We start from the raw sequence: 20,414 nt of genomic DNA, 5'->3' as shown, positions 1-20,414 counted from the left end.
CGCCATCCGCGGGGATCAGGTGTCTCTCCGCGTGAACCGGATGCCGCCCAGCACCAGCAGCACGGCGGCCCAGACGGCGGCCACGATCCAACCGGCGCCGGGGCTGACGAAGCCGTCGACGAGATCGACGAAGCCGGTGCCGTCGGCTGCGGAACTGCTCATGGCGTCTCCCGCCTTCGACATCGTCAGGAGGTGGATGTTGCGCACGACCTGTGAGGCTGGCAGCACGGAGAGGACGAGCGGCAGCAGGAGGATGATCGAGATCACCGTCGCCACGCTGGCGGCGACTGAGCGTAGCAGCGTGCCGACGCCGAGTCCCAGAACAGCCGTGAGGCCGATGTAGACGGCGGTTCCCACGAGGGCGAGCAGCACTCCGGGCTCACGCAGGCCTATGTCGAGCCCGTAGCCGGCGAACATCGGATAGGTCACGGCCCATGAGCCGAAAGCCGCGACGAGACCGGCGCCGGTCACTGTGCCGAACACGACAGCGGCCTTGGCTCCGAGCACCGTCAGCCGCGAGGGCACGGCGATCAAGGTGGTCTGGATCGACCCGCTGGAGTACTCCCCGCTGATGACGAGCGCGCCGAGCACGCCGGCGATGAGCTGTCCGAACAAAACCGTTCCGATCGTGACCTGGTCGAGCATGAACCCCACTGTGGGAGTCTCCGGCAACCCGGCGTCGTACATGGTCAAGGCTAACAACACGCTCACGCCGATGCCGATCACGACGATCGAGAGCAGCAGCCCGACGGTCGAGCGCAGGCTCGTGATCTTGATGAACTCCGAGCGCACCACGCCCATCACCCGGGGGCTACCCTCGCTCTCGACGAAGGTCCTGCGTCGTTCCAGCGTGCTCATTTTCGTACTCCAGTCTCGGTGGGTGCGGCGGGCGAGGCCGACGCGGAGCGGTACTCGACCTCTCCGGCGGTGAGGGCCAGGTAGGCCTCTTCGAGCGAGCCGGACACCGAGGTGACCTCGTGCAGAACGATTCCAGCCGCAGCCGCTCGATCGGCGATCTGCTCTGCGGTGACGCCCGAGATCTCCAGGGCGCCGTCGGCCAGCAGCGATAGGTCGACTCCTGGCTGGTCGAGGGTCGCCATCAGACGCTCTGATTCCCGTGATCGCACCCGGATGACGGAGCGCGTCACGCCGGAGATGACGTCGGCGAGTGGGCCGTCCGCCAGGATCCGGCCCCGACCGATAACGATGAGGCGGTCTGCTGTCTGCGCCATCTCGCTCATCAGGTGCGACGAGAGCAGCACGGTGCGCCCTTCTGCCGCGAGGTGGCGCATCAGGGTTCTCACCCACCGGATGCCCTCCGGGTCGAGTCCGTTGACCGGCTCGTCGAGGATCACGGTCTCCGGGTCGCCGAGCAGCGCCGTGGCGATTCCCAGCCGCTGACCCATGCCGAGCGAGAATCCTCCGACACGCTTGTGTGCCACCGAATCGAGCCCGGCCAGGCCGATGACCTCGCGCACCCGGGAGGCGTCGATTCCGTGTGTCGCAGCTAGCGAGAGCAGGTGTTTGTAGGCCGAACGCCCCGCGTGCGCCGCTTTGGCGTCGAGAAGCACCCCGACCTCTCGAAGGGGGGCGCCGTGCTCGCGATACGGGCGCCCGTTCACGGTCACGCTCCCGGACGTCGGCCGGTCGAGGCCGACGATCATGCGCATCGTGGTCGACTTGCCCGCGCCGTTCGGCCCGAGGAACCCCGTCACCTGCCCCGGCCTCACCGTGAAGTCGATCCCATCGACGGCGAGTTTGTTTCCATAGCGCTTCGTCAGCGCTTCAGCCGTAATCATGAACATCCTTTTCTCATACTGACGACGCTAGATTCGCCTTCGCCGCGGCACATCGGACGACGGTCTACTCTCTTCGTTCGGGCACGTACCGCGGTACGGGTCGGCGCACGCACTGGGGTGCTGGATGTCGCCGCGCGGGCCCCTGCCGGCCACCGCCCACCCGGGACGTGCGCACAGGAATGCACCGTAAAGTTGACGGGTGCCGAGAGTAGTTCGAACCGTAGGTCCCGCCGTGCTCCTCGCGGTCGGTTTCGTGATGCTGCTCGTCGGCCTGCGCATCGCCGGCGGTGCGGATGCCCAGCTGCTGCAGGACCCGGGCCCGGTCGTGCGCTACGGCATCCCGGTCACCAAGATGATCGTGAACCTCGGTGCTGCGGGAGTGTTGGGCGCCCTGGTGCTCGCCGTGTTCGCCTTGCGCTCCGACAAGCCCGAGTTCAATCGCGCCCTCGACGTGGCCGCGGGCTCGGCGGCCGTGCTCACGGTGGCCTCGGCGGCCACGGGATTCCTCACCTTTCTGCAGCTCACGGTCAAGTCCGTGCGCTTCGACAACTCCTACGGCGAGCTGCTCGGTCAGTTCCTGACGCAGGTCGAGATCGGCCAGGCGTGGCTCATCACGACGCTGATCGCGGCGACCGTCACCGTTCTCTGTTTCGCCGTGCGCAACGTCACGGCCCTCGTGTTCGTCGCCGTACTGTCGGTGGTCATGCTCGTGCCCATGGCGCAGCAGGGCCACGCGGCCGGAACGACCGGCCACGACGCGGCGATCACCGCCCTCGGGCTGCACCTCGTCTTCGCGGCCGTCTGGCTCGGCGGTCTCCTCGTGCTGGTGATCATCTCGCCTCAGCTCGACAACGACCGGATGCTGTCGGTCATCTCGCGCTATTCGACCGTGGCGCTGGTCTCGTTCATCGTGGTCGCGGCATCCGGTTATGTGAGCGCCGAGCTGCGCATCGGCAGCCTGGATCGTCTGCTCACCCCGTACGGGCTGCTCGTGCTCATCAAGGTAGGTGCGCTGATCGCGCTCGGTATCTTCGGTGCCGCCTACCGACGCTCGCTCATCGGTCGTCTCGCCGAGTCGGGCCGACGCTATTTCTTCTGGAAGATCGCCGTCGTCGAATTGGCGTTCATGGGCATCGCCTCCGGTGCTGCCGCGGCCCTCGGCCGGTCGGCGCCTCCGGTAGACCAGACGATCCCCGCCGTGCAGACACCGGCGCAGATCCTCACGGGCGAGCAGCTACCTCCCGAGCTCGAACTGTCGCGGTACTTCACCGAGTGGAACTTCGACCTGCTCTGGATTCTGCTCTGCGGCTTCGGCATCGTGTTCTACCTGGCCGGTGTGCGCCGCCTGCGCAAGCGCGGAGACAAGTGGCCTATCCACCGCAGCGTGCTGTGGGTGGCGGGCATGCTGCTGCTGTTCTACGTGACCAACGGTGGAGTGAACGTCTACGAGAAGTACCTCTTCAGCGTGCACATGCTCGGTCACATGACCTTGAGCATGATGGTGCCGCTGCTGCTGGTTCCCGCTGCTCCCGTCACGCTCATCATGCGCGCCGTCGCCAAGCGACAAGACGGAACGCGCGGCGGGCGAGAGTGGGTGCTCCTGGCCGTGCACTCGAAGATCGGCTCGTTCCTCGCCAACCCGATCGTCGCAGCCCTCCTCTTCGCCGGCAGCCTGTGGCTCTTCTACTACTCACCCCTCTTCCGATGGGCGACGGTCGATCACATCGGGCACGAGTGGATGATCGCGCACTTCCTCGTCACCGGGTACCTGCTCGTGCAGGCTCTCATCGGCGTCGACCCGGTGCCCTATCGCTTCCCGTATCCGTTCCGGCTGCTGCTGCTGCTAGCGGTCATGGCCTTCCACGCCTTCTTCGGGCTCGCCATGATGACCGGCAACGGTCTGCTGCTCGCCGACTGGTACGGCGCGATGGGCAGGCCGTGGGGCGTCAGCGCCATCGAAGACCAGCAGGCCGGCGGTGGAATCGCGTGGAGTGTGGGCGAGATCCCGACCGTCATCCTCGCGATCGCCGTCGCCATCCAGTGGAGCAAGCAGGACAAGAAAGAGACGACCCGGCGCGACCGCACGGCGGACCGCACGAACGAGGCAGAGCTGGGCGAATACAATGCCATGCTCGAGCGACTCAACACCCGCCGCTGAGGCAGGGTCCGTCTCTCGCGCAGGCGGCTACTTCAGCTGTGCCAGGTTCGCCGACCGGGCCGCGAAGGTGATCTGCCCCGCGTCGTCGAGCGAGATCGCGTAGTTCAGCGAGAACGGTACGTCCTCGCTCAGGGCCGACACGGTGCCGTCGAACAGCGACTTCACCTGCACATCGATGTGGGCCGTCCCGGTGTTGTCGGCCAGGAGCCACGACGACGGACCGGCCACCACGGAGACCTGCGGGTAGGTGACGATCGACCAGGTCGGCTCACCCTCGATGCGGTCGGTGATGCCCTTCGAGAACGGGCAACCGACGGGATACAGCACCTTCTGTGCGGCGCAGTCGTCGAGAAAAGAAGTGAGCCGATCAGAGACGGCCTTCGTGAACAGCTCGTTGGGAACGGCCTTGACCACGGCGTTCTCCGTGTTGCCGGGTGAGGTGACGGGCACGGCGACCGTGTCGCTCGTGAGGTAGTGCGACTCGTGCGAGAGAACCACGAGCGAGGGAACGAGAACGCTGAACCGCCCGCCCGCGCCGAATGCGCCCGCGCCGGCGCCGAGATCGGATGCCTTCAGCTCGCCGGATCCGACGCTCACGCTGGTCGCATTGGTCACCGCGAGCGAGAGGGTCGCCACGGGGGTCTCCTTGAAGCGCCACTGGGTGAAGATGCCGAAGTTGGTTCCGTCGCGCTCGACCACGAACTCGCTCTGCGTCCGCGCGGACTGCCGACCAGCGCCATCCAGCGTGTAGCTCACCGTGACGCGGTGGATGCCCGAGCCGAGATCGCTGTCGTCGGTGACGCGGATCTTGCTGATGGTGCCGAGCGTGTTTCGCTTCAGCAGCGCAGCGCCCGCGGAATCGGGAGTGAGATCGCTGGGAAGCTCGACCCCGGGCATCGAGAGAGCGCCGTCGACGTCGCGTGCACCGAGCGTCTGCAGGTACGTCGTGACGAATCCGCTCGAGCTGAAGACCGAGAGATTGAGGGCGAGCACCCCGGTCGCGAAGACTCCGACGAGCAGCAGCAACGAAGCGCACCAGGCCAACGTGACCTGCGTCGATGAGATGCGCCTCTTCTGCACATGCACATCCATGGGGTCAGTCTAGGCAATGCCGCCGTGGGCCCGCCGTGACGGGTGACACGCCCGGTAGATTGGGTGTCCTCCCCTCGTCGCCGTGCAGAGAAAGTCATTCAGCGTGTCCCTTCCCGATCTGTCAGCCGAGCAGAAGCGTGTCTTCGATCTGATCGAGTCGACGAAGAGCCATGTCTTCGTCACAGGCCGGGCGGGCACCGGAAAGTCCACGCTTCTCAACCACCTCAGCTGGAACACCGAGAAGCAGCTCGTGATCTCGGCGCCCACGGGTGTCGCGGCGCTGAACGTGGGCGGGCAGACCATCCACTCGCTGTTCCGTCTGCCGATCGGGGTCATCGCCGACTCCGACATCGAGCAGAACGGCGACGTGCGCAAGATGCTCAACACCATCGACACGCTGGTCATCGACGAGGTCTCGATGGTGAACGCCGATCTCATGGACGCGATCGACCGCTCCCTGCGCAAGGCCCGGCACAAGCCCACGGTTCCCTTCGGCGGTGTGCAGGTCGTGCTCTTCGGAGACCCCTACCAGCTGGCCCCCGTTCCGGGCGATTCCGACGAGCGCGCCTACTTCACCGACCACTACCGGTCGATGTGGTTCTTCGACGCGAAGGTGTGGAGCGAGGTGTCTCTCACGGTCGTCGAGCTCACCGAGATCCACCGGCAGCACGACGACGACTTCAAGTTCATGCTCAACGCGGTGCGGCACGGGCAGGTGACGAAAGAGATAGCGGATGCGCTCAACGGTGCGGGCGCCCGAACTCCTCCCAGCGACGGCACGATCACCCTGGCCACGCGCAACGACGCCGTGAACCGCATCAACGCCGAGGCGCTCAAGCGACTGCCCGGCAAAGTCCGCACGGCGAATGCCGAGGTCTCGGGCGACTTCGGAGGCCGCAACTATCCGGCAGAGGAGGCTCTCGAGCTGAAGGTCGGCGCTCAGGTCATGTTCCTGCGCAACGACTCCGAGCAGCGCTGGGTCAACGGGTCGGTCGGCGTGGTCTCGAAGATCAGCAAGGCGGGCTCCATCTGGGTCGAGATCGATGGCGAGGTGCACGAGGTCGACCCGGTGAGCTGGGAGAAGCATCGCTACTCGTACTCGGCCGACGACAAGAAGCTCACCAAGAACGTCATCGGGGAGTTCACGCAGTTTCCGCTGCGCCTCGCCTGGGCCGTCACCATTCACAAGAGCCAGGGCAAGACCTACGACCAGGCCATCGTCGATCTGGGGCAGCGGGTGTTCAGCGCGGGCCAGACCTACGTCGCCCTGTCGCGACTCACGAGCCTCGATGGCCTGTACCTCACGAGGCCGCTGCGCCCCGCCGACATCTCGGTCGACCCCGCGGTGCGGCGGTTCATGTCCCGCGGGCAATAGCGCGGCCCCTACTGCGGTATCCGCGCCGGTTCGGCGCATCCGCCCCTGTTCGACCGGGCGCGGATGCGCCCAACCGGCGCGGATGCATGCGGCGAGTCAGCGGATGGCGGCGACGATCACATTGGCCAGGTCGCGCGGGCGCGAGAACTGCGGCCAGTGTCCGGTCGGCAACTCCACGATTCCGACCTCGTGGATGCGCGGCAACTCCGCGAAGTAGGGCACGCCGGCGCCCATGCCGCGGCGCATCTCCTCGGCGCTGAACGTGCACGTGATCACCGTGACGGCAACCTCGAAGCGCGCTTCGTTCGTCACGATCTGGGGATCGCGGGCGACCCGCGTCGGCGTGGCAACGGCGCGGGCGCGGAAGTTCGCGAGGTCGGCCTCGTCGAGCCCGGTGAGCTCGAGGTCGTCGAAGAAGTCCCACGCGGGCAAGGGCAGTTCCCCGTCCACCTCGGGGATGTTCGCGTTCACCTCCATGCCGTCGGGCGTCGGCACACTGTCGACGTAGACCGCGTGCCGGATGCGGTCGGGGTGCCGATCGACCACAGCATGGATCACCGATCCGCCACCGCTGTGACCCACCAGCACGATGTCGCCCTCGAGGTCGGCGATGGACTCCTCGACGAATCGGATGTGGTCGTCGAGCGTGATGCCGGTGCGGTCTGACTCCGTCGAGTCCATGCCGGGAAGCGTCAGCGGGCGCGGGGTGTGACCGGCCGCTTCGATGACCGCGGTCACGGGAGCCCACGACCACGCGCCGAGCCAGAATCCAGGAACGAGAACGATCTGCATGGGGTCACGATACGCCGGAACGGCCCGCCTCAGCGTAGGTGGGTCAACGCCTTTACGGCCTCGGTCGTCGCAGCGGCCGCGGCCTCCACGTCGGCGGCGGTGGTCGCCGGCGAGAGGCTGAACCGAACGGCGGTCTGCGCATCCAGCGGATCGACGCCCAGCGCGAGCAGCACCGGCGACGGCTCGTCGCTTCCGGCCGCGCATGCCGAGCCGCTCGACGACACCACGCCGCGCTCCTCGAGCCCGAGTAGAACGCCCTCACCGCTCGTTCCCGCAAAGAGGAACGACGCGATCGACGGCAGCCTGTGCTCGCGAGAGCCGGTCAGCCGGGCCGAGGGGAGTGCCGCCTCGATGCGCGCGATGAGGTCGTCGCGCAGCATGGTGACCCGTTCGGACGCTTCCTCTCGCCCGGCCTCAGACAGCTCTGCCGCGAGGGCGAGCCCCACCGCAGCAGCCACGTTCTCGGTGCCCGACCGCCGGCCGCGCTCTTGACCGCCACCATGCAGCAGCGGCTCGAGAACCAGCCGAGAGCGCGCCGCCAGTGCGCCCACGCCCTTCGGCGCACCCAGCTTGTGACCCGAGATCGACACGGCGTCGGCACCGAGCGCATCCAGACTCACATCGAGCCAGCCCGCAGCTTGCACGGCGTCGACGTGCATCACGGTGCCGGCCGCGTGGGCCAGCGCGCCGATCGCGGCCGTCTCTTGCAGCGTGCCGATCTCGTTGTTGGCCGCCATCACGCTCACGAGCGTGGTGTCGTCGCGCAGCAGCCCGGCGAGGGAATCGAGATCGACCCGGCCATCGGCATCCACCGGCACGAGCGAGACGTCGAAGCCGTGCACCCGACGCAGAAAGTTGATCGATTCGAGGGTGGCCTCGTGCTCGATCGGCGTGGTCACGATGTGCCGCCCGCGCGGCTGCCCCAGCGCGATGCCCTTGATGGCGAGGTTGATGCCCTCGGTGCCACCCGAGGTGAAGGTGACCTCGCTCGGCCGCGCGCCGAACCAGCCAGCGAGGCGCGAGCGGGCGTCGGCAAGTGCGCGCGAGGCCGCGTCGCCGAGAGCGTGGTGGCTCGACGGATTGCCGAACTCACCCGTGAGGTGCGGCCACATCGCCTGCAGCACCTCCGGGCGAACGGGTGACGTCGCCGCGTGGTCGAGATAGATCATGCCTCGACGCTGAGGTCGAGTCCCAGGTCGAGAGCGCGTGCGCTGTGGGTGAGCGCGCCGACCGAGATGATGTCGACTCCCGTCTCGGCGATCGCCCGCACCGTGTCGAGGTTCACTCCTCCGCTGGCCTCGACGAGCGCTCGCCCCGCGACGAGTGCGATGCCCTCGCGCAGCTCGTCGAGAGAGAAGTTGTCGAGCATGATCGTGTCAACCCCGCCGGCGAGCACGGGCTCGATCTGGTCGAGTCGGTCGACCTCGACCTCGAGGTGGGTCGTGTGCGAGATGCGGGCTCGGGCGCGAATGATCGCGTCGGTGAGCGAGACGCCGGATGCCGTGAGCACGGCCAGGTGATTGTCTTTCGCGAGCACGGCGTCGCTCAGTGAGAAGCGGTGGTTGCCGCCACCGCCGCTGCGCACCGCGTGGCGCTCGAGGGCACGCAGCCCCGGAGTCGTCTTGCGCGTGTCGACGATGCGCGCCCGCGTTCCCGCGACCGCATCGACGTAGCGCGCGGTCACGGTGGCGATTCCACTCATACGCTGCACGAGGTTCAGGGCGACGCGCTCTCCGAGCAGCACCCCGCGCGCCGGTCCCGACACCGTGGCGATCACCGCGCCGGGTTCGAAGTGTTCACCGTCGTCGAGCAGCACCGCGGTCGTGATCGACTCGTCGGCCGCGAGCATCGTTCTCGAGAAGACCTCGCCGCCCGAGAGCACTCCGGCCTCGCGGGCCACCAACTCGGCGGAGGCCGTCGCGCCGTCGGGAAGAAAAGCATCGGAGGTCGCGTCGCCCCACGGGGCGTCCTCGGCGAGAGCGGCGAGGACGACGCGGTCGATCGCCTGGGGTGTGAGCAGCATGTCAGTGTCCTTGGGTCTGGAGCGTGAGGGCGGTGTCGCCCGAAACGTGATCGGATGCGCGCTGGGCGGTGCCGCCCGGAACGACCTCGCGAGGCGGCTGCCGACGGGCGACCGCATCTGACTGGGTGAAGTCGCTGCGGGAGTGGGCGCCGCGCGACTCGCGCCTGAGCAGGGCGGCGGCGACGAGGGCCTGCGCCACGGTGACGAGGTTCGCGGTCTCGATGCGCTCGCGGTCGTCGGTGCGGGCGGCGGATGCATCGGCCCAGACCCGCAGGCGGGCCGCGGCCGTGGCGAGCCCGACGCCGGAACGCGTCAGCCCGGCATAGCTCCACATGAGACGCTGCAGCTCGGAACGGTCGACACCCGTTCCCTGAGCCTGTCGAAGGGGGTCGTTCCTCCCTTCGACAAGCTCAGGGAGCGGCGCATCCCCTAGCGCCGCCGCGACCCGCCGGGCGAAGACGACGCCCTCGAGCAGGCTGTTCGAGGCCAGCCGATTGGCGCCGTGCACTCCGGTGCACGCCGCCTCGCCCACCGCGAAGAGCCCCGCATGAGAGGTGTGGCCATCGAGATCGGTCGCGATTCCTCCCATGTAGTAGTGCGCCGCCGGAACGACAGGCACCAGCCCGTCGGCGAGGTCGAAGCCGGCCGCCGCGCACGCCGCCATGATCGTGGGAAAGCGGGCGGCGAGCGTGTCTCGACCGATGCCCCGGGCATCCAGGGTCACGGGCACGCCGTTCTGCTTCGCCATCTCGGCCGCGATGGCTCGAGCGACGATGTCGCGCGGGGCGAGCTCGGCGTCGGGGTGCGCGCCGAGCATAAAACGCTCGCCGCGCTCGTTGCGAAGAACCGCGCCCTCGCCGCGCACAGCCTCCGAGACCAAGAAGTTTCCGGGGGCGGCGAGCGTGGTCGGGTGGAATTGGTAGAACTCCAGATCGGCCGTGGCCACACCCGCCCGCAGCGCTGCGGCCAGCCCGTCGCCGGTGGCGATCGCAGGATTCGTGGTGTGCGAGTAGAGCTGCCCGGCGCCCCCGGTGGCGAGCACCACGGCATCGGCCGACAGCACCTCGCGCCCGCCGTCGGCCCGCAGCACCTCGATGCCGACGACGCGCCCGCCGGCATCCGCGCCTGCTGGGCGCATCGGCGCCTGGTCGACCGGCAGCGGATGCGTCGAACCGGCGCGCATGCCCGACGAGTCGGCGAGCACGAGGTCGGTCAGCATGGTGTGCTCGTGCACAGCGACGGCGGTGGTGCGCACCGCCGCGACCAGTGCCGACTCAATGGCCGCCCCCGTCGCGTCGCCGCCGGCGTGCAGCACTCGCGCCCGCGAGTGCGCCGCCTCGAGGGCCCTGTCGGGCTCCGAACTGCCCGGCCGGCGATCGAACAGCACGCCCCATTCGATCAGGCTCTGGATGGCCGCCGCCCCTTCGTCGGCCAGCACACGCGCGGCGCTCTCGTCGGTCAGCCCCGCCCCCGCCCGGATCGTGTCGTCGGCGTGCAGAGTGGCGCTGTCGTCGAGTGCGGTCGCCGCAGCGATGCCGCCCTGCGCGTAGCGGGTGTTGCTGTCGGCGAGCTCGCCTTTGGTTACGAGCGTCACCTCATGCCCGTGCTGCAGTGTGGCGTGCAGCGCGGTGGCCAGCCCGGCAATGCCGCTGCCCACGATGATCACGTGCGCCATGTCAGCGCACCGGGTCGGTGGCGGGCGCCGCCACGGGCGGCCGGGCCGCAAGCATCCGTTCGAGTGCGACTGTCGAGTCGGCGATCACATCGTCGGCAACCCGGATGCGATTGCGCACGACCCCGTCGACCAAGCCCTCGAGCACCCAGGCCAGGTAACCGGGGTGGATGCGGTACATCGTGGAGCAGGGGCAGATCACGTCGTCGAGGCAGAAGATGGTGTGCTGCGGGTACTCGGCGGCGAGGCGGTTCACGAGGTTGATCTCGGTTCCGATGGCGAAGGTCGAGCCGGCCGGGGCTGCCTGGATCGCCTTCACGATGAAGTCGGTCGAGCCTGCCGAATCCGCGGCATCGACGACGGCCATCGGGCACTCGGGGTGCACGATCACCTGAACGCCGGGGTACTCGGCGCGGGCCTTGGCGATCTGCGCCGGGGTGAAGCGCTTGTGCACCGAGCAGAAGCCGTGCCACAGCACCACCTTTGCCTCGACGAGCTCGGAAGCCGAGTTGCCGCCCAGCGGCTTCCGCGGGTTCCACATGGGCATCAGCTCCACGGGGATCCCCATGGCCTTCGCGGTGTTGCGTCCCAGGTGCTGATCGGGAAAGAAGAGCACCCGCTGACCGCGCTCGAAGGCCCACTCCAGCACCGTCGCCGCATTCGACGAGGTGCACACGATGCCGCCGTTGCGGCCGCAGAACGCCTTGAGCGCGGCCGAGCTGTTCATGTAGGTGACCGGAATCACGGGAACCCGGCCATCGGCATCCGGTGCCGTGCCGTAGATCTCGGTGAGCTCGGCCCACGCCTCTTCGACCGAGTCGATGTCGGCCATGTCGGCCATCGAGCATCCCGCTGCGAGGTTTGGAAGGATGACCGCCTGCGCCGGCTGAGACAGGATGTCGGCGGTCTCGGCCATGAAGTGGACGCCGCAGAAGACGATCGCCTCGGCATCGGGCTTGGCCTTGGCGGCGTTGGCGAGCTGGAAGGAGTCGCCCACGAAGTCGGCGTACTGCACGACCTCGTCGCGCTGATAGAAGTGGCCCAGCACGACGACCCGCTCGCCGAGCGTCGCCTTCGCGGCCCGGATGCGCGCATCCAGTTCGTCGGCGCTCGCCGTCGTGTATTCGGCGGGCAGGCGGCCCTGCACCGGCGATCCGGTGGGGATGATGTCGGTCATGGATGCGCCGGGCCCGTAATTCGGAACGCCCGCGTCGAATGCCCACGGCTGCAGGGCGAGCTCAGGCGTGCAGGTGCTGCTCGCGGCGGAGCCGGCGGCCTCTTCGCGGGTCAGAAGCTGGATGGTGGTGTCGACGGATGTCATGGTGGTCTTCTTCGTTCGCTGAGCCTGTCGAAGCGGGTATGGGTGCGGTCGTTCCCTTCGACAGGCTCGGGGAACGGCGTCTTCTACTGGAGGGGGCCGCTGTCGGCGAGGTCGATCGACCCGTCGTAGCGGTAGAGGCGAGCGGGGCGATGCCGCGCGCCGGTGACGAACTCGCCCGTCGGGACGACCGTCTTACTCGACTCGATCATGCGGCGGAAGTTGGCCGGATCGAGGGGTTTCTGCCTGACTGCCTCGTGCACCTCGCGCAGTTGGGCGAGAGTGAACGTGTCGCCCAGAAAGGCGTGCGCGATACGGGAGTACTCCATCTTGGTGCGCAGTCGCCACAGGGCGTAGTCGACGATCAGGTTGTGATCGAAGGCCAGATCGGGCAGCTCGTCGGTCGACAGCCAGGTCACGTTCTCGCCCACGGTCGCTCGGGCGGCCTCGTCGCTCTCGACCAGGGCCCAGTACACGATCGAGACGACGCGCTGCCCGGGGGAGCGGCCGACCTTGCCGAACGCGTAGAGCTGCTCGAGGTACTTGGGCGTGAGACCGGTGGTCTCGAGAAGGTGATCGCGCGCCGCCTCCTCGAGGTCGACATCCGCCCGCAACGGGCCGCCGGGAAGGGCCCAGCGGCCCTCGTCGGGTTGCCGGATGCGGCGGACGACGGGGATCCACACGGTGCTGATGCCGGTGGTCGGATCGCTGCGCAGAGAGAAGATCACGGTGGATACCGCGATGCTCGCCTGCTGCTGGCTCATGGCCGTGCCGATCGTGTCGTGACTTAAGGTATTCGTGACCCTAAGTGCTCTAATCAGCTTAGTGTCACCATGACCCGAACGCAAACACGACGACGGCGGCCGTTGGTCAGATCACCGGGCCCGCGTGCTTGCCGGGCGCGTCGTCGGATGTCGCGGCGCTACCGTCCGCAGGATCAGGGTCGTAGTGTCTGCGCAGCAGTTCCTGTTCTGCGGGGACCAGGGCCTTATCGATGGCGAACCGCGGCGAGTCCTTGAGCTGTTCCTTCGAGTAGGGCAGGAGAAGATGCTCCCGATCCCACTCCGCTCGGTCCAGCGGAACAAAAGCGTCGGACCCGGAGAACAGCCCGGGATTGACTGTCGCCCAGCGAGGCTGCCCGCTCTCGGCGTCGACGAGCACCTGGGTCACCGTTCCGACCTTCTGTCCGTCGGGATCGAGCGCCGGTGCGCCGACGATGCCTCCGATGTCACGTGATTCGATCATGCGTCTCTCCTCGCTCGTGTGCCGCTGCGACTACCGGCCGAGACCGGCGCGGTCGACCTTGCGGTGGAATCTCATACCGCCGAGGCCGCCCAGGATCGCGCCGAGAAGGCTGACGACGGCGACGGCGATGGCGGTGATGACGCTCGCCGTCGTGAGCGTGCCTTCGTCGATCGGAATGCGGGGAAAGCTGTTCAGGTTGCCGAGGACGTTGTATTGGCTGCCCGCGATCGCGGTGATGATGGCGACGACGATGGCGATGACGATGGCCCAGAGCCAGACGAAGACACCCTGCTTCATGCCGTTGAACCGGGCCATGCGTCCGGCGACGTACCCGCCGCAGTAGTAGGCGATGAAGACGATGACGAGCAGGGCGATCGCGCCGACGATGCCCACGGTGTCGGCGTTCGCTGCGCCCTCCCGAGCTGCGCTGTCCACATCTCCCGTCACACCGAGTCCGATGGCGGCTCCCGTCGCGGCGACGAGGGCGGTGAGAATCACGGCCGTGCCGGTGGCCGTCAACCAGCCGAAGAAGGCAGAGCCGATCTTGACGCCTCCGAACTCCTCCTTCTCTCGTTCGACGACCTCCTGGCGGAGCGACGACTGAGGTGCCGCGGGCACAGCGGCGCCCGGCTCGAGGCCTGTCGACGGTTCGAGGCCGGTCGACGGATCGGAGGAGTGTTCTGGACGATCGCTCATGGGTCTGCCTTCACATCGGGCGCTCCACAAGCACATCCCGTGGAGCGGTTACTCGAGTTTGTCGCTTGAGAGGGACGGTACGCGGTCGACTCGGTGCATGATGCGGGCTTGACAGAAGCGTTCGACGAAGAGGCGGACGGTGACGGAGAGTCAGGCGGCCGCCGTCGCCTTCGCGCGGGCGAGGTCGACGAAGAGATCGGTGTTGAAGCGGTAGGCCACGAGAACCTCGTCGATCACGCGGTCGCGTTCGGCGTCATCCCAGCCCGTCGCGTCGAGCTGGGCCCGATAGGTCTCTTTGAATTCCTTCGGCTTGGCGATGTCGCCGAAGAGGTAGAAGCCCACGCCGTTGGTCTCGAATCCGAACTGGCGCTTCATGAGGGTGCGGATGACCTGGCCGCCCGAGAGGTCTCCGAGGTAACGCGTGTAGTGGTGGGCGATGAATCCGCCGTTCCATGTGGCACCCACCTCGTTGATTCGGGCCACATAGCGCGCGGTGGTCGGCAGAGGTTCGATCTGCTCGCGCCAGTCATCGCCGATGAGAAACCGAAGGTCTTCTTCGATGGCGGGAAGACGCGTCAGCTTCGAAGTGATGAAGGGTGCCGCGACCGGGTCGTTCTTCATGCGGTCGGCCGCCGCCTCGATGGCCTCGTAGATGAAGAAGTGCTGCGCGACCAGGGCGATGTAGTCGTCGCGCGTGCCCTTGCCGCTCATCAGGTCGCCCATGAAGCTGGCGCCCTCGCTCTCGCTGTGGCTGGTCCAGGTGCGCTCGCGCAGAGCCTGCGAGAAAGGGATGACGTTGCTCATGATCGCGACTCCAAATGAGTGGTTCACTAACCGTGAAGTTAGGTTGCCCTTACTTTATCGGACACGCGGGTTCGATCGCTAGACGCAGTTGTGCCACTCAGGGCTTTGTCAGTGCGGGCGCGGCTCGATGCCGAGCTTGGCGCAGGCTGCGTCGTAGAGCGCGACGACCTCGCGGCGCACCTCGCCGCGTTCGGTGATCGGGCCGGCGGGCCACGCGATACGTACCTCACTCGTGGTTCCGGCAGCGGTCGCATCCCAGGTGGCGACCGAGCCGTCGAAGCCCGTCATGACGGCGGCCGTGGCCGCGGGGTTCGCGAACGCCCGCACGATGAGCAGATTGTCATCGGTGTGGTCGCCGTTCATGTGGTTCAGGATCGCGGAGACGACGTCGGGGCTGAAGGTGCTCATCCGTCGAGCGTATACGCCCGACATAGGTCGGCACGAAGTCGTCGATGGCTGGCGCGAATGGCCTGGTGGCGCGGCTCGGCGGCTCCCTAAACTCGGCCCATGCCTATCGTTCCCGAGACCAAGAGCTGGACCTGGGTGCTCGAGAAGCCGTGCCCCGAGTGCGGTTTCGACGCATCCACCGCCGACGCCCGCGAGGTCGCCGAACTCGCCCGTCAGAATGCGGCAGCCTGGCCCGCCGTGCTTCGACGCGCCGACGTGCGAGAGCGACCGGATGGCGACACCTGGTCGCCGCTCGAGTACGCGGCGCACGTACGCGACGTGTTCACGGTCATGCGCGGCCGGCTCGAGCTGATGCTCGTCGAGAACGATCCGCTGTTCGCCAACTGGGATCAGGATGCGACCGCCGTCGAGGAACGCTACAACGAGCAGGACCCCGCGGTCGTGTCGGCCCAGCTGCTCGATGCCGGTCGAGAGATCGCCGACGCCTTCGACGCCGTGCCGCCGGATGCGTGGGGCCGGTCGGGCCGGCGGGGTGACGGCGCGAGTTTCTCCGTCGAAACGCTGGCTCAGTACTTCATCCACGATCCGGTGCATCACCTGCACGACGTGTCGAAGCGCTAGAGCCAGCCGTTCGTCTCGGCGATGCGCGCCGCATCCGCTCGATTGCGCGCACCTGTCTTGCCAATCACCGCCGACAGGTGGTTGCGCACCGTGCCTTGCGACAGATGCAGGATGCGCGCGAGATCGGCGATCGATCCGCCCGTGCGAGCGGCCGCGAGCACGTCGGTCTCGCGTTCCGTGAGGGGAGAGTCGCCCTGCGCGAGCGACTCGGCGGCGAGCGAGGGGTCGACCACCCGGAAACCATTCGCGACGCGACGTACGGCATCGGCCAGCTGTGCCGACGGAGTGTCTTTGACGACGAAACCCGAGGCTCCCGCCTGCATCGCGCGAACGAGGTAGCCGGGGCGGCCGAATGTCGTGACGATCAGCACCCGGCACAGCGGCACCGCCTTGCGCAGTTCTGCCGCGGCGGCGATGCCGTCGATGCCGGGCATCTCGATGTCGAGCAGAGCGACATCGGCGGCGGACGCCCTGGCGGCATCCACGACCTCGTCGCCACGCCCCACCTCGGCGACCACCTCGATGTCTGCCTCGAGCGAGAGGAGCGCGGTGAGCGCACCGCGCACCAGCGCCTGGTCGTCGGCGATCAGCAACCGGATCATGACTGTGCCCCTGCTGTCTGAGAAAGCGCCGCCGCGTCGGGGAGCGACGCCGTGAGGGTGAAGCCGCCGAGCTCGCCCGGACCGAATCGCAGAGATCCGCCGGCCGATTCGACGCGTTCGCGCAGACCCCGCAGTCCCGTCGACGACATCGAGCCTGCTCCAATGGGTGCCGCGGGACCACGTCCATCGTCGTCGATGGTCACGTCGTGCTCGGAGATGCGGATGCGGCAACGCGACGCGCCCGCATGCCGGATGACATTCGTGACGCCCTCGCGGATCACCCAGCCGACGAGCTCGCGGTGCTCCGCTGGAACGGTGTCGGTCGACGACGGGAGTTCCGCCTCGACGCCCGCCGCGGCGAGGGCCCGTCGCACGGCCGCGAGCTCTCCGCTGGCGGTGACGCCGCGCACACCCGAGACGGTCGCGCGCACGTCGGCCAAGGCCCCCCGAGCGATCGTCTCGACATCTTCGATCTCGGAGCGCGCACGCTCGGGGTCGGCATCCATCAACCGTGCCGCGAGCTCCGACTTCACCGTGATGACGGTGAGGGAGTGGCCGAGAATGTCGTGGATGTCGCGTGCGACCCTGCTCCGTTCGCGCTCGGCGGTCACGGCCTCGAGTTCTGCCTGGGTGGCGCGGAGCTCGTTGATGACGGCCATCGTGCGGGCGAAGGCCGCCATCATGAGTGAGATCGACAGGATGATGACGGGCACGATCAGCAGGGCATCCGACCATGGCCCGGTGAGAAGGCGCAGAGCTAACGCGGCCGCGGTAAGGGTGCCGATCGCCGTGAGCGTGAAGATCCAAGGGAAGACGCACATGCCGATGATCACGCCGGCGTAGGTCCAGAGGCCGGTCACTTCGGTGCCCACCCAGGGTACGAAGAGCAGTGTCAGAGCGAGGATCGCCCCGCATACGAGGATCCGACCGCGGGTCGTGAGGGTCCAGGCGATGGGGGCTGCCGCGAGAAAGCAGAGGCTGAAGATCACGACCAGGCCGACGCCAACGGTGCTTTCGACGGCCGAGCGAGACACCCTCGCGATGTCCGGAATGATCGAGTACACCCAGAACAGCGAGAACGTCGCCCCGATGTACCAGCTGTAGGCGCGTGACGACGTCAAGGCGGAAGGCATTGTCGTCGTCGGATCCGGGCCCGCGGTCGCAGACCGGATCGGCCATCCCGGGCCGAATCTACGCGGTTCGTCGATCTTCGTCACCCGCCCACCCTAAAGGCCGCGGCCGCCGACGGGCTTGCACGCCCGTCGAGCCTCGCCATCCTCACACCCGCTTCGTATCGCGCCGGAAGAAGAAGACGGTGCCGGCGAGGAAGACGACGAACCATGTGAGTGCGTTCGCCAGGGCGGCGAGATGGAAGCCGTCACCGGTCAGGGGCGCCCTAGCCAGTTCGCTGATGCCGTACACGGGGGTGAACGCCGCGATCGTCTGCATGAAGTCGGGCATGCTCGAGACGGGATAGAACAATCCGCCGATGAAGGCGAGCAGCACGATGGCGAGGCTCGTCACCTGCGCCGCATTCTCACCCGGCACGAGGTAGCCGACCATCAGCCCGAGCGTCGTGAACACAGCGCTGGCGAGCAGCCATCCGACGAGGCCCGTCGAGATCCACTGCACAGCCGAGAGCTGGATGCCGCTGACAGCGCCGACCACGTAGGTCGCGATCACCGCGACGAGCCCGAGCAGCATGCCCGCGATCATCTTGATGAGCACGTTCACCAGCGGGTTCAGGGGCGTGAGCCGCAACTGCCGGCTCCATCCCTGCGCTCGCTCCACGGCGACGGATGCGCCGGTCTGGGTCGCCGACATCATGGCGCCGTACATCGCCATCGACACCATGATGAAGGCCGCGACCGACGGCCCGCCATCGGCGACGGCGGTATCGGTGAGGGGAACGTCGCGCATGGGATAGCCGACGATCAAGAACATCATGACCGGGAAGATCAGGGTGAAGATGAGCGTGCGACGGTTGCGGAGCTTGCGGGCGAGCTCGATACGCAAATAGGTCCACGTGAAGCCGCCGAACGGCGGAACCCGGCGGTCGAGCTGCACGCGGGCGGCGGACGACGGAGTGGTCTGCTGCCTGTTCGACTCTGCGGGCACGATGTGGGTGGTCATGCGGAGACTCCTTCTGAGGTGAGGGCGAGAAAGACGCTCTCGAGGTTCTGGCTCGTGATCTCGATGTCTCGAGCGGCCGTGTGGGTGAGCAGATGCCGAGCGAGAGCATCCGAATCGCTCGTATGCAGGGTGATGCGCTCGCCCTGTACCGACGCGTCGTCGACCGACGGGAGGGCCGCGAGTTCGGCGACATCGGCATCCGGCAGCGTCGCTCGGAGGATACGGCCGGAGACGAGGTTCTTGATGTCGGCCGTAGCCCCGTCTGCCACGATCGTGCCTCGGCTCATCAGCACGATGCGGTCGGCATACTCGTCGGCCTCATCGAGATAGTGCGTGGCGAAGAGCACCGTGCGGCCACGGTCCGCGTCGGCGCGGATGGCGCTCCAGAACGCTCGTCTTCCCTCGACATCCATACCGGTCGTCGGTTCGTCGAGAATGAGGAGACCCGGGTCGGAGAGCAAAGCCATCGCGAAGCGCAGGCGCTGCTGTTGGCCGCCCGAACACAGACCGACTCGTCGGGCGGCGATGTCGGTGATGCCCGCGCGGTCGAGCACCTCCGCGACCGGACGGGTATCGGCGAAGAGGCTGGCGGTCAGATCGAGGGTCTCCCGCACGGTCAGGTCTTTGAGCAGGCCGCCCGTCTGCAGTACGGCCGACACGAGGCCGCGCGAGATGGCGGCCCGCGGGGCGAGGCCGAAGACCTCCACATCTCCACCATCGGGAGGGGTGAGGCCCAGCATCATGTCGATGGTCGTGGTCTTGCCGGCGCCGTTGGGGCCGAGAAACGCGACGATCTCGCCGGGCTGCACGGTGAGGTCGACGCCGGTGACGGCGCGCACGTCGCCGAAGCTCTTTGCGAGTGCCGTCGCGTGGATGGCAGGGATAGAGGGGGAGGTCATGGCTCCAGCCTGGCGGCCCGAACCGTCGGGCACGTCTGAGGCCTGTCACCTTCGCCCTATGACATCCGTCACCTCTCTGCCTGTTTCGCGGGGTGGGGTTCCGCTGCGGCGAGAGCGATCAGTCGAGCAACTGGCCCTGCATGAAATAGGTCGAGCGAGCGAACGCCAGGGCCGCGGCATTCTTGTCGAGCACCGTCGAGATCGTCGCGTTCGCGAAGTAGGTCGACGTGCCGATGTAGTTGTGCCGGGTCACCGGTGTGCCCACCTCCTTGAGGCGGCTGATGAAGAGGTCGGCGGCCAGGCCGGAGCCCCATTCGTCGAACTCGGAGTAGTGCAACGCGACGGGGCACGGAACGATGCCGCCCTCCGAGTCGTTCAATCCGGCGTAGTAGGCGACGACCGCATCGACCGAACCCTCCTGCGCGCTGCGCAATGCCAGTCGGCCACCCATCCCCATGCCGATGATGCCGATGCGCGCCGCGCCGGAACTGCGACCGAGGGCGATTGCGTCGGAGAGTGTCGCGCTGGCGAAACCCTCGTCGAGGCGCGATCGGAGCATTTCCACACCCTCCGCGTCGACAGCGGCGACTCCGTTGAAGAGGTCGGGCACGACGACGAAGAACCCCTGCTTCGAGAGTGCGGTGGCGTACGCCTCTAGATACGGCAGCCGCCCGTAGTCATCGTGCACCAGCACTATCGCAGGCATGCCTTCGCTGCCGAAGACGAGGGGCCATCCGGGGGAGGGGATGTCGACGAGCTCTGTCACGAGGAATCCTT

21 protein-coding genes are annotated in these 20,414 nt (G+C 67.7%); 3 read left to right on the top strand and 18 right to left on the bottom strand.

Features of this window, described 5'->3' with window-relative positions:
- Positions 1-15: 15 nt before the first annotated feature.
- Both ASE64_RS14865 and ASE64_RS14860 read right to left on the bottom strand, forming a co-directional pair.
- The gene (locus ASE64_RS14865; RefSeq protein WP_200920256.1) at positions 16-858 is read right to left on the bottom strand and encodes an ABC transporter permease subunit; all 843 of its coding nucleotides are present in this window, start codon (positions 856-858) and stop codon (positions 16-18) included.
- Complete coding sequence (locus ASE64_RS14860) at positions 855-1,799, bottom strand: ABC transporter ATP-binding protein (protein WP_055783116.1); 945 nt, start codon at positions 1,797-1,799, stop codon at positions 855-857. Before ASE64_RS14860 ends, ASE64_RS14865 begins: the two co-directional genes overlap by 4 nt.
- Before the next feature lie 199 nt (positions 1,800-1,998).
- Here ASE64_RS14860 and ASE64_RS14855 point away from each other — a divergent pair, with 199 nt between their 5' ends.
- The gene (locus ASE64_RS14855; RefSeq protein ID WP_442853843.1) at positions 1,999-3,957 is read left to right on the top strand and encodes a cytochrome c oxidase assembly protein; all 1,959 of its coding nucleotides are present in this window, start codon (positions 1,999-2,001) and stop codon (positions 3,955-3,957) included.
- Positions 3,958-3,984: 27 nt separating this feature from the next.
- Here the strand turns inward: ASE64_RS14855 and ASE64_RS14850 are convergent, their stop codons facing one another.
- A complete protein-coding gene (locus ASE64_RS14850; protein ID WP_055782306.1) occupies positions 3,985-5,049 on the bottom strand; it encodes a hypothetical protein in 1,065 nt (354 codons plus the stop codon).
- 103 nt (positions 5,050-5,152) lie between these two features.
- Here ASE64_RS14850 and ASE64_RS14845 point away from each other — a divergent pair, with 103 nt between their 5' ends.
- Positions 5,153-6,424 carry an ATP-dependent DNA helicase gene (locus tag ASE64_RS14845; protein WP_055783110.1) on the top strand — a complete coding sequence of 424 codons (1,272 nt, stop codon included), beginning with the start codon at positions 5,153-5,155 and terminating at the stop codon, positions 6,422-6,424.
- Positions 6,425-6,520: 96 nt separating this feature from the next.
- Here ASE64_RS14845 and ASE64_RS14840 read toward each other — a convergent pair whose 3' ends face one another.
- The 10 genes from ASE64_RS14840 to ASE64_RS14795 all read right to left on the bottom strand — a co-directional run bounded on the left by ASE64_RS14840 (position 6,521) and on the right by ASE64_RS14795 (position 15,382).
- Positions 6,521-7,216: an alpha/beta fold hydrolase gene (locus ASE64_RS14840; protein ID WP_055782304.1), complete on the bottom strand. Its 696-nt coding sequence runs from the start codon at positions 7,214-7,216 to the stop codon at positions 6,521-6,523.
- 29 nt (positions 7,217-7,245) lie between these two features.
- Positions 7,246-8,385: a cysteine desulfurase family protein gene (locus tag ASE64_RS14835; protein ID WP_055782301.1), complete on the bottom strand. Its 1,140-nt coding sequence runs from the start codon at positions 8,383-8,385 to the stop codon at positions 7,246-7,248.
- A complete protein-coding gene (nadC, locus tag ASE64_RS14830) occupies positions 8,382-9,236 on the bottom strand; it encodes a carboxylating nicotinate-nucleotide diphosphorylase (RefSeq protein ID WP_055783107.1) in 855 nt (284 codons plus the stop codon). The genes ASE64_RS14835 and nadC overlap by 4 nt, the downstream gene beginning before the upstream one ends.
- Positions 9,237-9,240: 4 nt before the next feature.
- Positions 9,241-10,914 carry an L-aspartate oxidase gene (gene nadB, locus ASE64_RS14825; RefSeq protein ID WP_055782298.1) on the bottom strand — a complete coding sequence of 558 codons (1,674 nt, stop codon included), beginning with the start codon at positions 10,912-10,914 and terminating at the stop codon, positions 9,241-9,243.
- Between the two features lies 1 nt (position 10,915).
- The gene (gene nadA / locus ASE64_RS14820; protein ID WP_055782295.1) at positions 10,916-12,232 is read right to left on the bottom strand and encodes a quinolinate synthase NadA; all 1,317 of its coding nucleotides are present in this window, start codon (positions 12,230-12,232) and stop codon (positions 10,916-10,918) included.
- Between the two features lie 83 nt (positions 12,233-12,315).
- On the bottom strand, positions 12,316-12,993 hold the full coding sequence (locus ASE64_RS14815) for an NUDIX hydrolase (protein WP_055782292.1): 678 nt from the start codon (positions 12,991-12,993) through the stop codon (positions 12,316-12,318).
- Between the two features lie 106 nt (positions 12,994-13,099).
- Positions 13,100-13,474 (bottom strand): PRC-barrel domain-containing protein, encoded by a 375-nt coding sequence (locus tag ASE64_RS14810; protein WP_055782289.1) that lies wholly within the window; start codon positions 13,472-13,474, stop codon positions 13,100-13,102.
- Positions 13,475-13,504: 30 nt separating this feature from the next.
- On the bottom strand, positions 13,505-14,170 hold the full coding sequence (locus tag ASE64_RS14805; protein ID WP_055782286.1) for a hypothetical protein: 666 nt from the start codon (positions 14,168-14,170) through the stop codon (positions 13,505-13,507).
- A 150-nt stretch (positions 14,171-14,320) separates the two neighbouring features.
- Positions 14,321-14,974, bottom strand: coding sequence for a biliverdin-producing heme oxygenase (locus ASE64_RS14800; RefSeq protein ID WP_055782282.1), 654 nt, complete (start codon positions 14,972-14,974; stop codon positions 14,321-14,323).
- Positions 14,975-15,082: 108 nt separating this feature from the next.
- On the bottom strand, positions 15,083-15,382 hold the full coding sequence (locus ASE64_RS14795) for a DUF2470 domain-containing protein (RefSeq protein ID WP_055782279.1): 300 nt from the start codon (positions 15,380-15,382) through the stop codon (positions 15,083-15,085).
- A 99-nt stretch (positions 15,383-15,481) separates the two neighbouring features.
- On the opposite strand from ASE64_RS14795, the gene ASE64_RS14790 reads away from it, so the two are divergent.
- On the top strand, positions 15,482-16,003 hold the full coding sequence (locus tag ASE64_RS14790; RefSeq protein WP_055782276.1) for a DinB family protein: 522 nt from the start codon (positions 15,482-15,484) through the stop codon (positions 16,001-16,003).
- On the opposite strand, the gene ASE64_RS14785 is transcribed toward ASE64_RS14790, so the two are convergent.
- The 5 genes from ASE64_RS14785 to ASE64_RS14765 all read right to left on the bottom strand — a co-directional run bounded on the left by ASE64_RS14785 (position 16,000) and on the right by ASE64_RS14765 (position 20,403).
- Positions 16,000-16,605, bottom strand: coding sequence for a response regulator transcription factor (locus ASE64_RS14785; RefSeq protein ID WP_055782273.1), 606 nt, complete (start codon positions 16,603-16,605; stop codon positions 16,000-16,002). The genes ASE64_RS14790 and ASE64_RS14785 overlap by 4 nt on opposite strands.
- Positions 16,602-17,822 (bottom strand): sensor histidine kinase, encoded by a 1,221-nt coding sequence (locus ASE64_RS14780; RefSeq protein WP_082466393.1) that lies wholly within the window; start codon positions 17,820-17,822, stop codon positions 16,602-16,604. Before ASE64_RS14780 ends, ASE64_RS14785 begins: the two co-directional genes overlap by 4 nt.
- Before the next feature lie 61 nt (positions 17,823-17,883).
- Entirely contained in the window at positions 17,884-18,738 is an 855-nt protein-coding gene (locus tag ASE64_RS14775) for an ABC transporter permease (protein ID WP_055782268.1), read from the bottom strand.
- Positions 18,735-19,637: an ABC transporter ATP-binding protein gene (locus ASE64_RS14770; protein ID WP_055782265.1), complete on the bottom strand. Its 903-nt coding sequence runs from the start codon at positions 19,635-19,637 to the stop codon at positions 18,735-18,737. Before ASE64_RS14770 ends, ASE64_RS14775 begins: the two co-directional genes overlap by 4 nt.
- Before the next feature lie 118 nt (positions 19,638-19,755).
- Positions 19,756-20,403 (bottom strand): dienelactone hydrolase family protein, encoded by a 648-nt coding sequence (locus ASE64_RS14765; RefSeq protein WP_055782261.1) that lies wholly within the window; start codon positions 20,401-20,403, stop codon positions 19,756-19,758.
- Positions 20,404-20,414 lie beyond the last annotated feature (11 nt).

The sequence above is a fragment of the Agreia sp. Leaf210 genome (genome assembly GCF_001421485.1).
Classification (GTDB): Bacteria; Actinomycetota; Actinomycetes; order Actinomycetales; family Microbacteriaceae; genus Agreia.
This window is presented reverse-complemented; position numbering and strand designations above follow the sequence as displayed.

Bases quoted from the DNA above. Each gene is read 5' to 3' on its own strand.
- ASE64_RS14865 (WP_200920256.1), bottom strand. From the start codon at position 858: ATGAGCACGCTGGAACGACGCAGGACCTTCGTCGAGAGCGAGGGTAGC.
- nadA (WP_055782295.1), bottom strand. From the start codon at position 12,232: ATGACATCCGTCGACACCACCATCCAGCTTCTGACCCGCGAAGAGGCC.
- nadB (WP_055782298.1), bottom strand. From the start codon at position 10,914: ATGGCGCACGTGATCATCGTGGGCAGCGGCATTGCCGGGCTGGCCACC.
- ASE64_RS14815 (WP_055782292.1), bottom strand. From the start codon at position 12,993: ATGAGCCAGCAGCAGGCGAGCATCGCGGTATCCACCGTGATCTTCTCT.
- ASE64_RS14770 (WP_055782265.1), bottom strand. From the start codon at position 19,637: ATGACCTCCCCCTCTATCCCTGCCATCCACGCGACGGCACTCGCAAAG.
- ASE64_RS14790 (WP_055782276.1), top strand. From the start codon at position 15,482: ATGCCTATCGTTCCCGAGACCAAGAGCTGGACCTGGGTGCTCGAGAAG.
- ASE64_RS14840 (WP_055782304.1), bottom strand. From the start codon at position 7,216: ATGCAGATCGTTCTCGTTCCTGGATTCTGGCTCGGCGCGTGGTCGTGG.
- ASE64_RS14850 (WP_055782306.1), bottom strand. From the start codon at position 5,049: ATGGATGTGCATGTGCAGAAGAGGCGCATCTCATCGACGCAGGTCACG.
- ASE64_RS14835 (WP_055782301.1), bottom strand. From the start codon at position 8,385: ATGATCTATCTCGACCACGCGGCGACGTCACCCGTTCGCCCGGAGGTG.
- ASE64_RS14800 (WP_055782282.1), bottom strand. From the start codon at position 14,974: ATGAGCAACGTCATCCCTTTCTCGCAGGCTCTGCGCGAGCGCACCTGG.
- ASE64_RS14805 (WP_055782286.1), bottom strand. From the start codon at position 14,170: ATGAGCGATCGTCCAGAACACTCCTCCGATCCGTCGACCGGCCTCGAA.
- ASE64_RS14810 (WP_055782289.1), bottom strand. From the start codon at position 13,474: ATGATCGAATCACGTGACATCGGAGGCATCGTCGGCGCACCGGCGCTC.
- ASE64_RS14775 (WP_055782268.1), bottom strand. From the start codon at position 18,738: ATGACCACCCACATCGTGCCCGCAGAGTCGAACAGGCAGCAGACCACT.
- ASE64_RS14785 (WP_055782273.1), bottom strand. From the start codon at position 16,605: ATGATCCGGTTGCTGATCGCCGACGACCAGGCGCTGGTGCGCGGTGCG.
- ASE64_RS14860 (WP_055783116.1), bottom strand. From the start codon at position 1,799: ATGATTACGGCTGAAGCGCTGACGAAGCGCTATGGAAACAAACTCGCC.
- ASE64_RS14795 (WP_055782279.1), bottom strand. From the start codon at position 15,382: ATGAGCACCTTCAGCCCCGACGTCGTCTCCGCGATCCTGAACCACATG.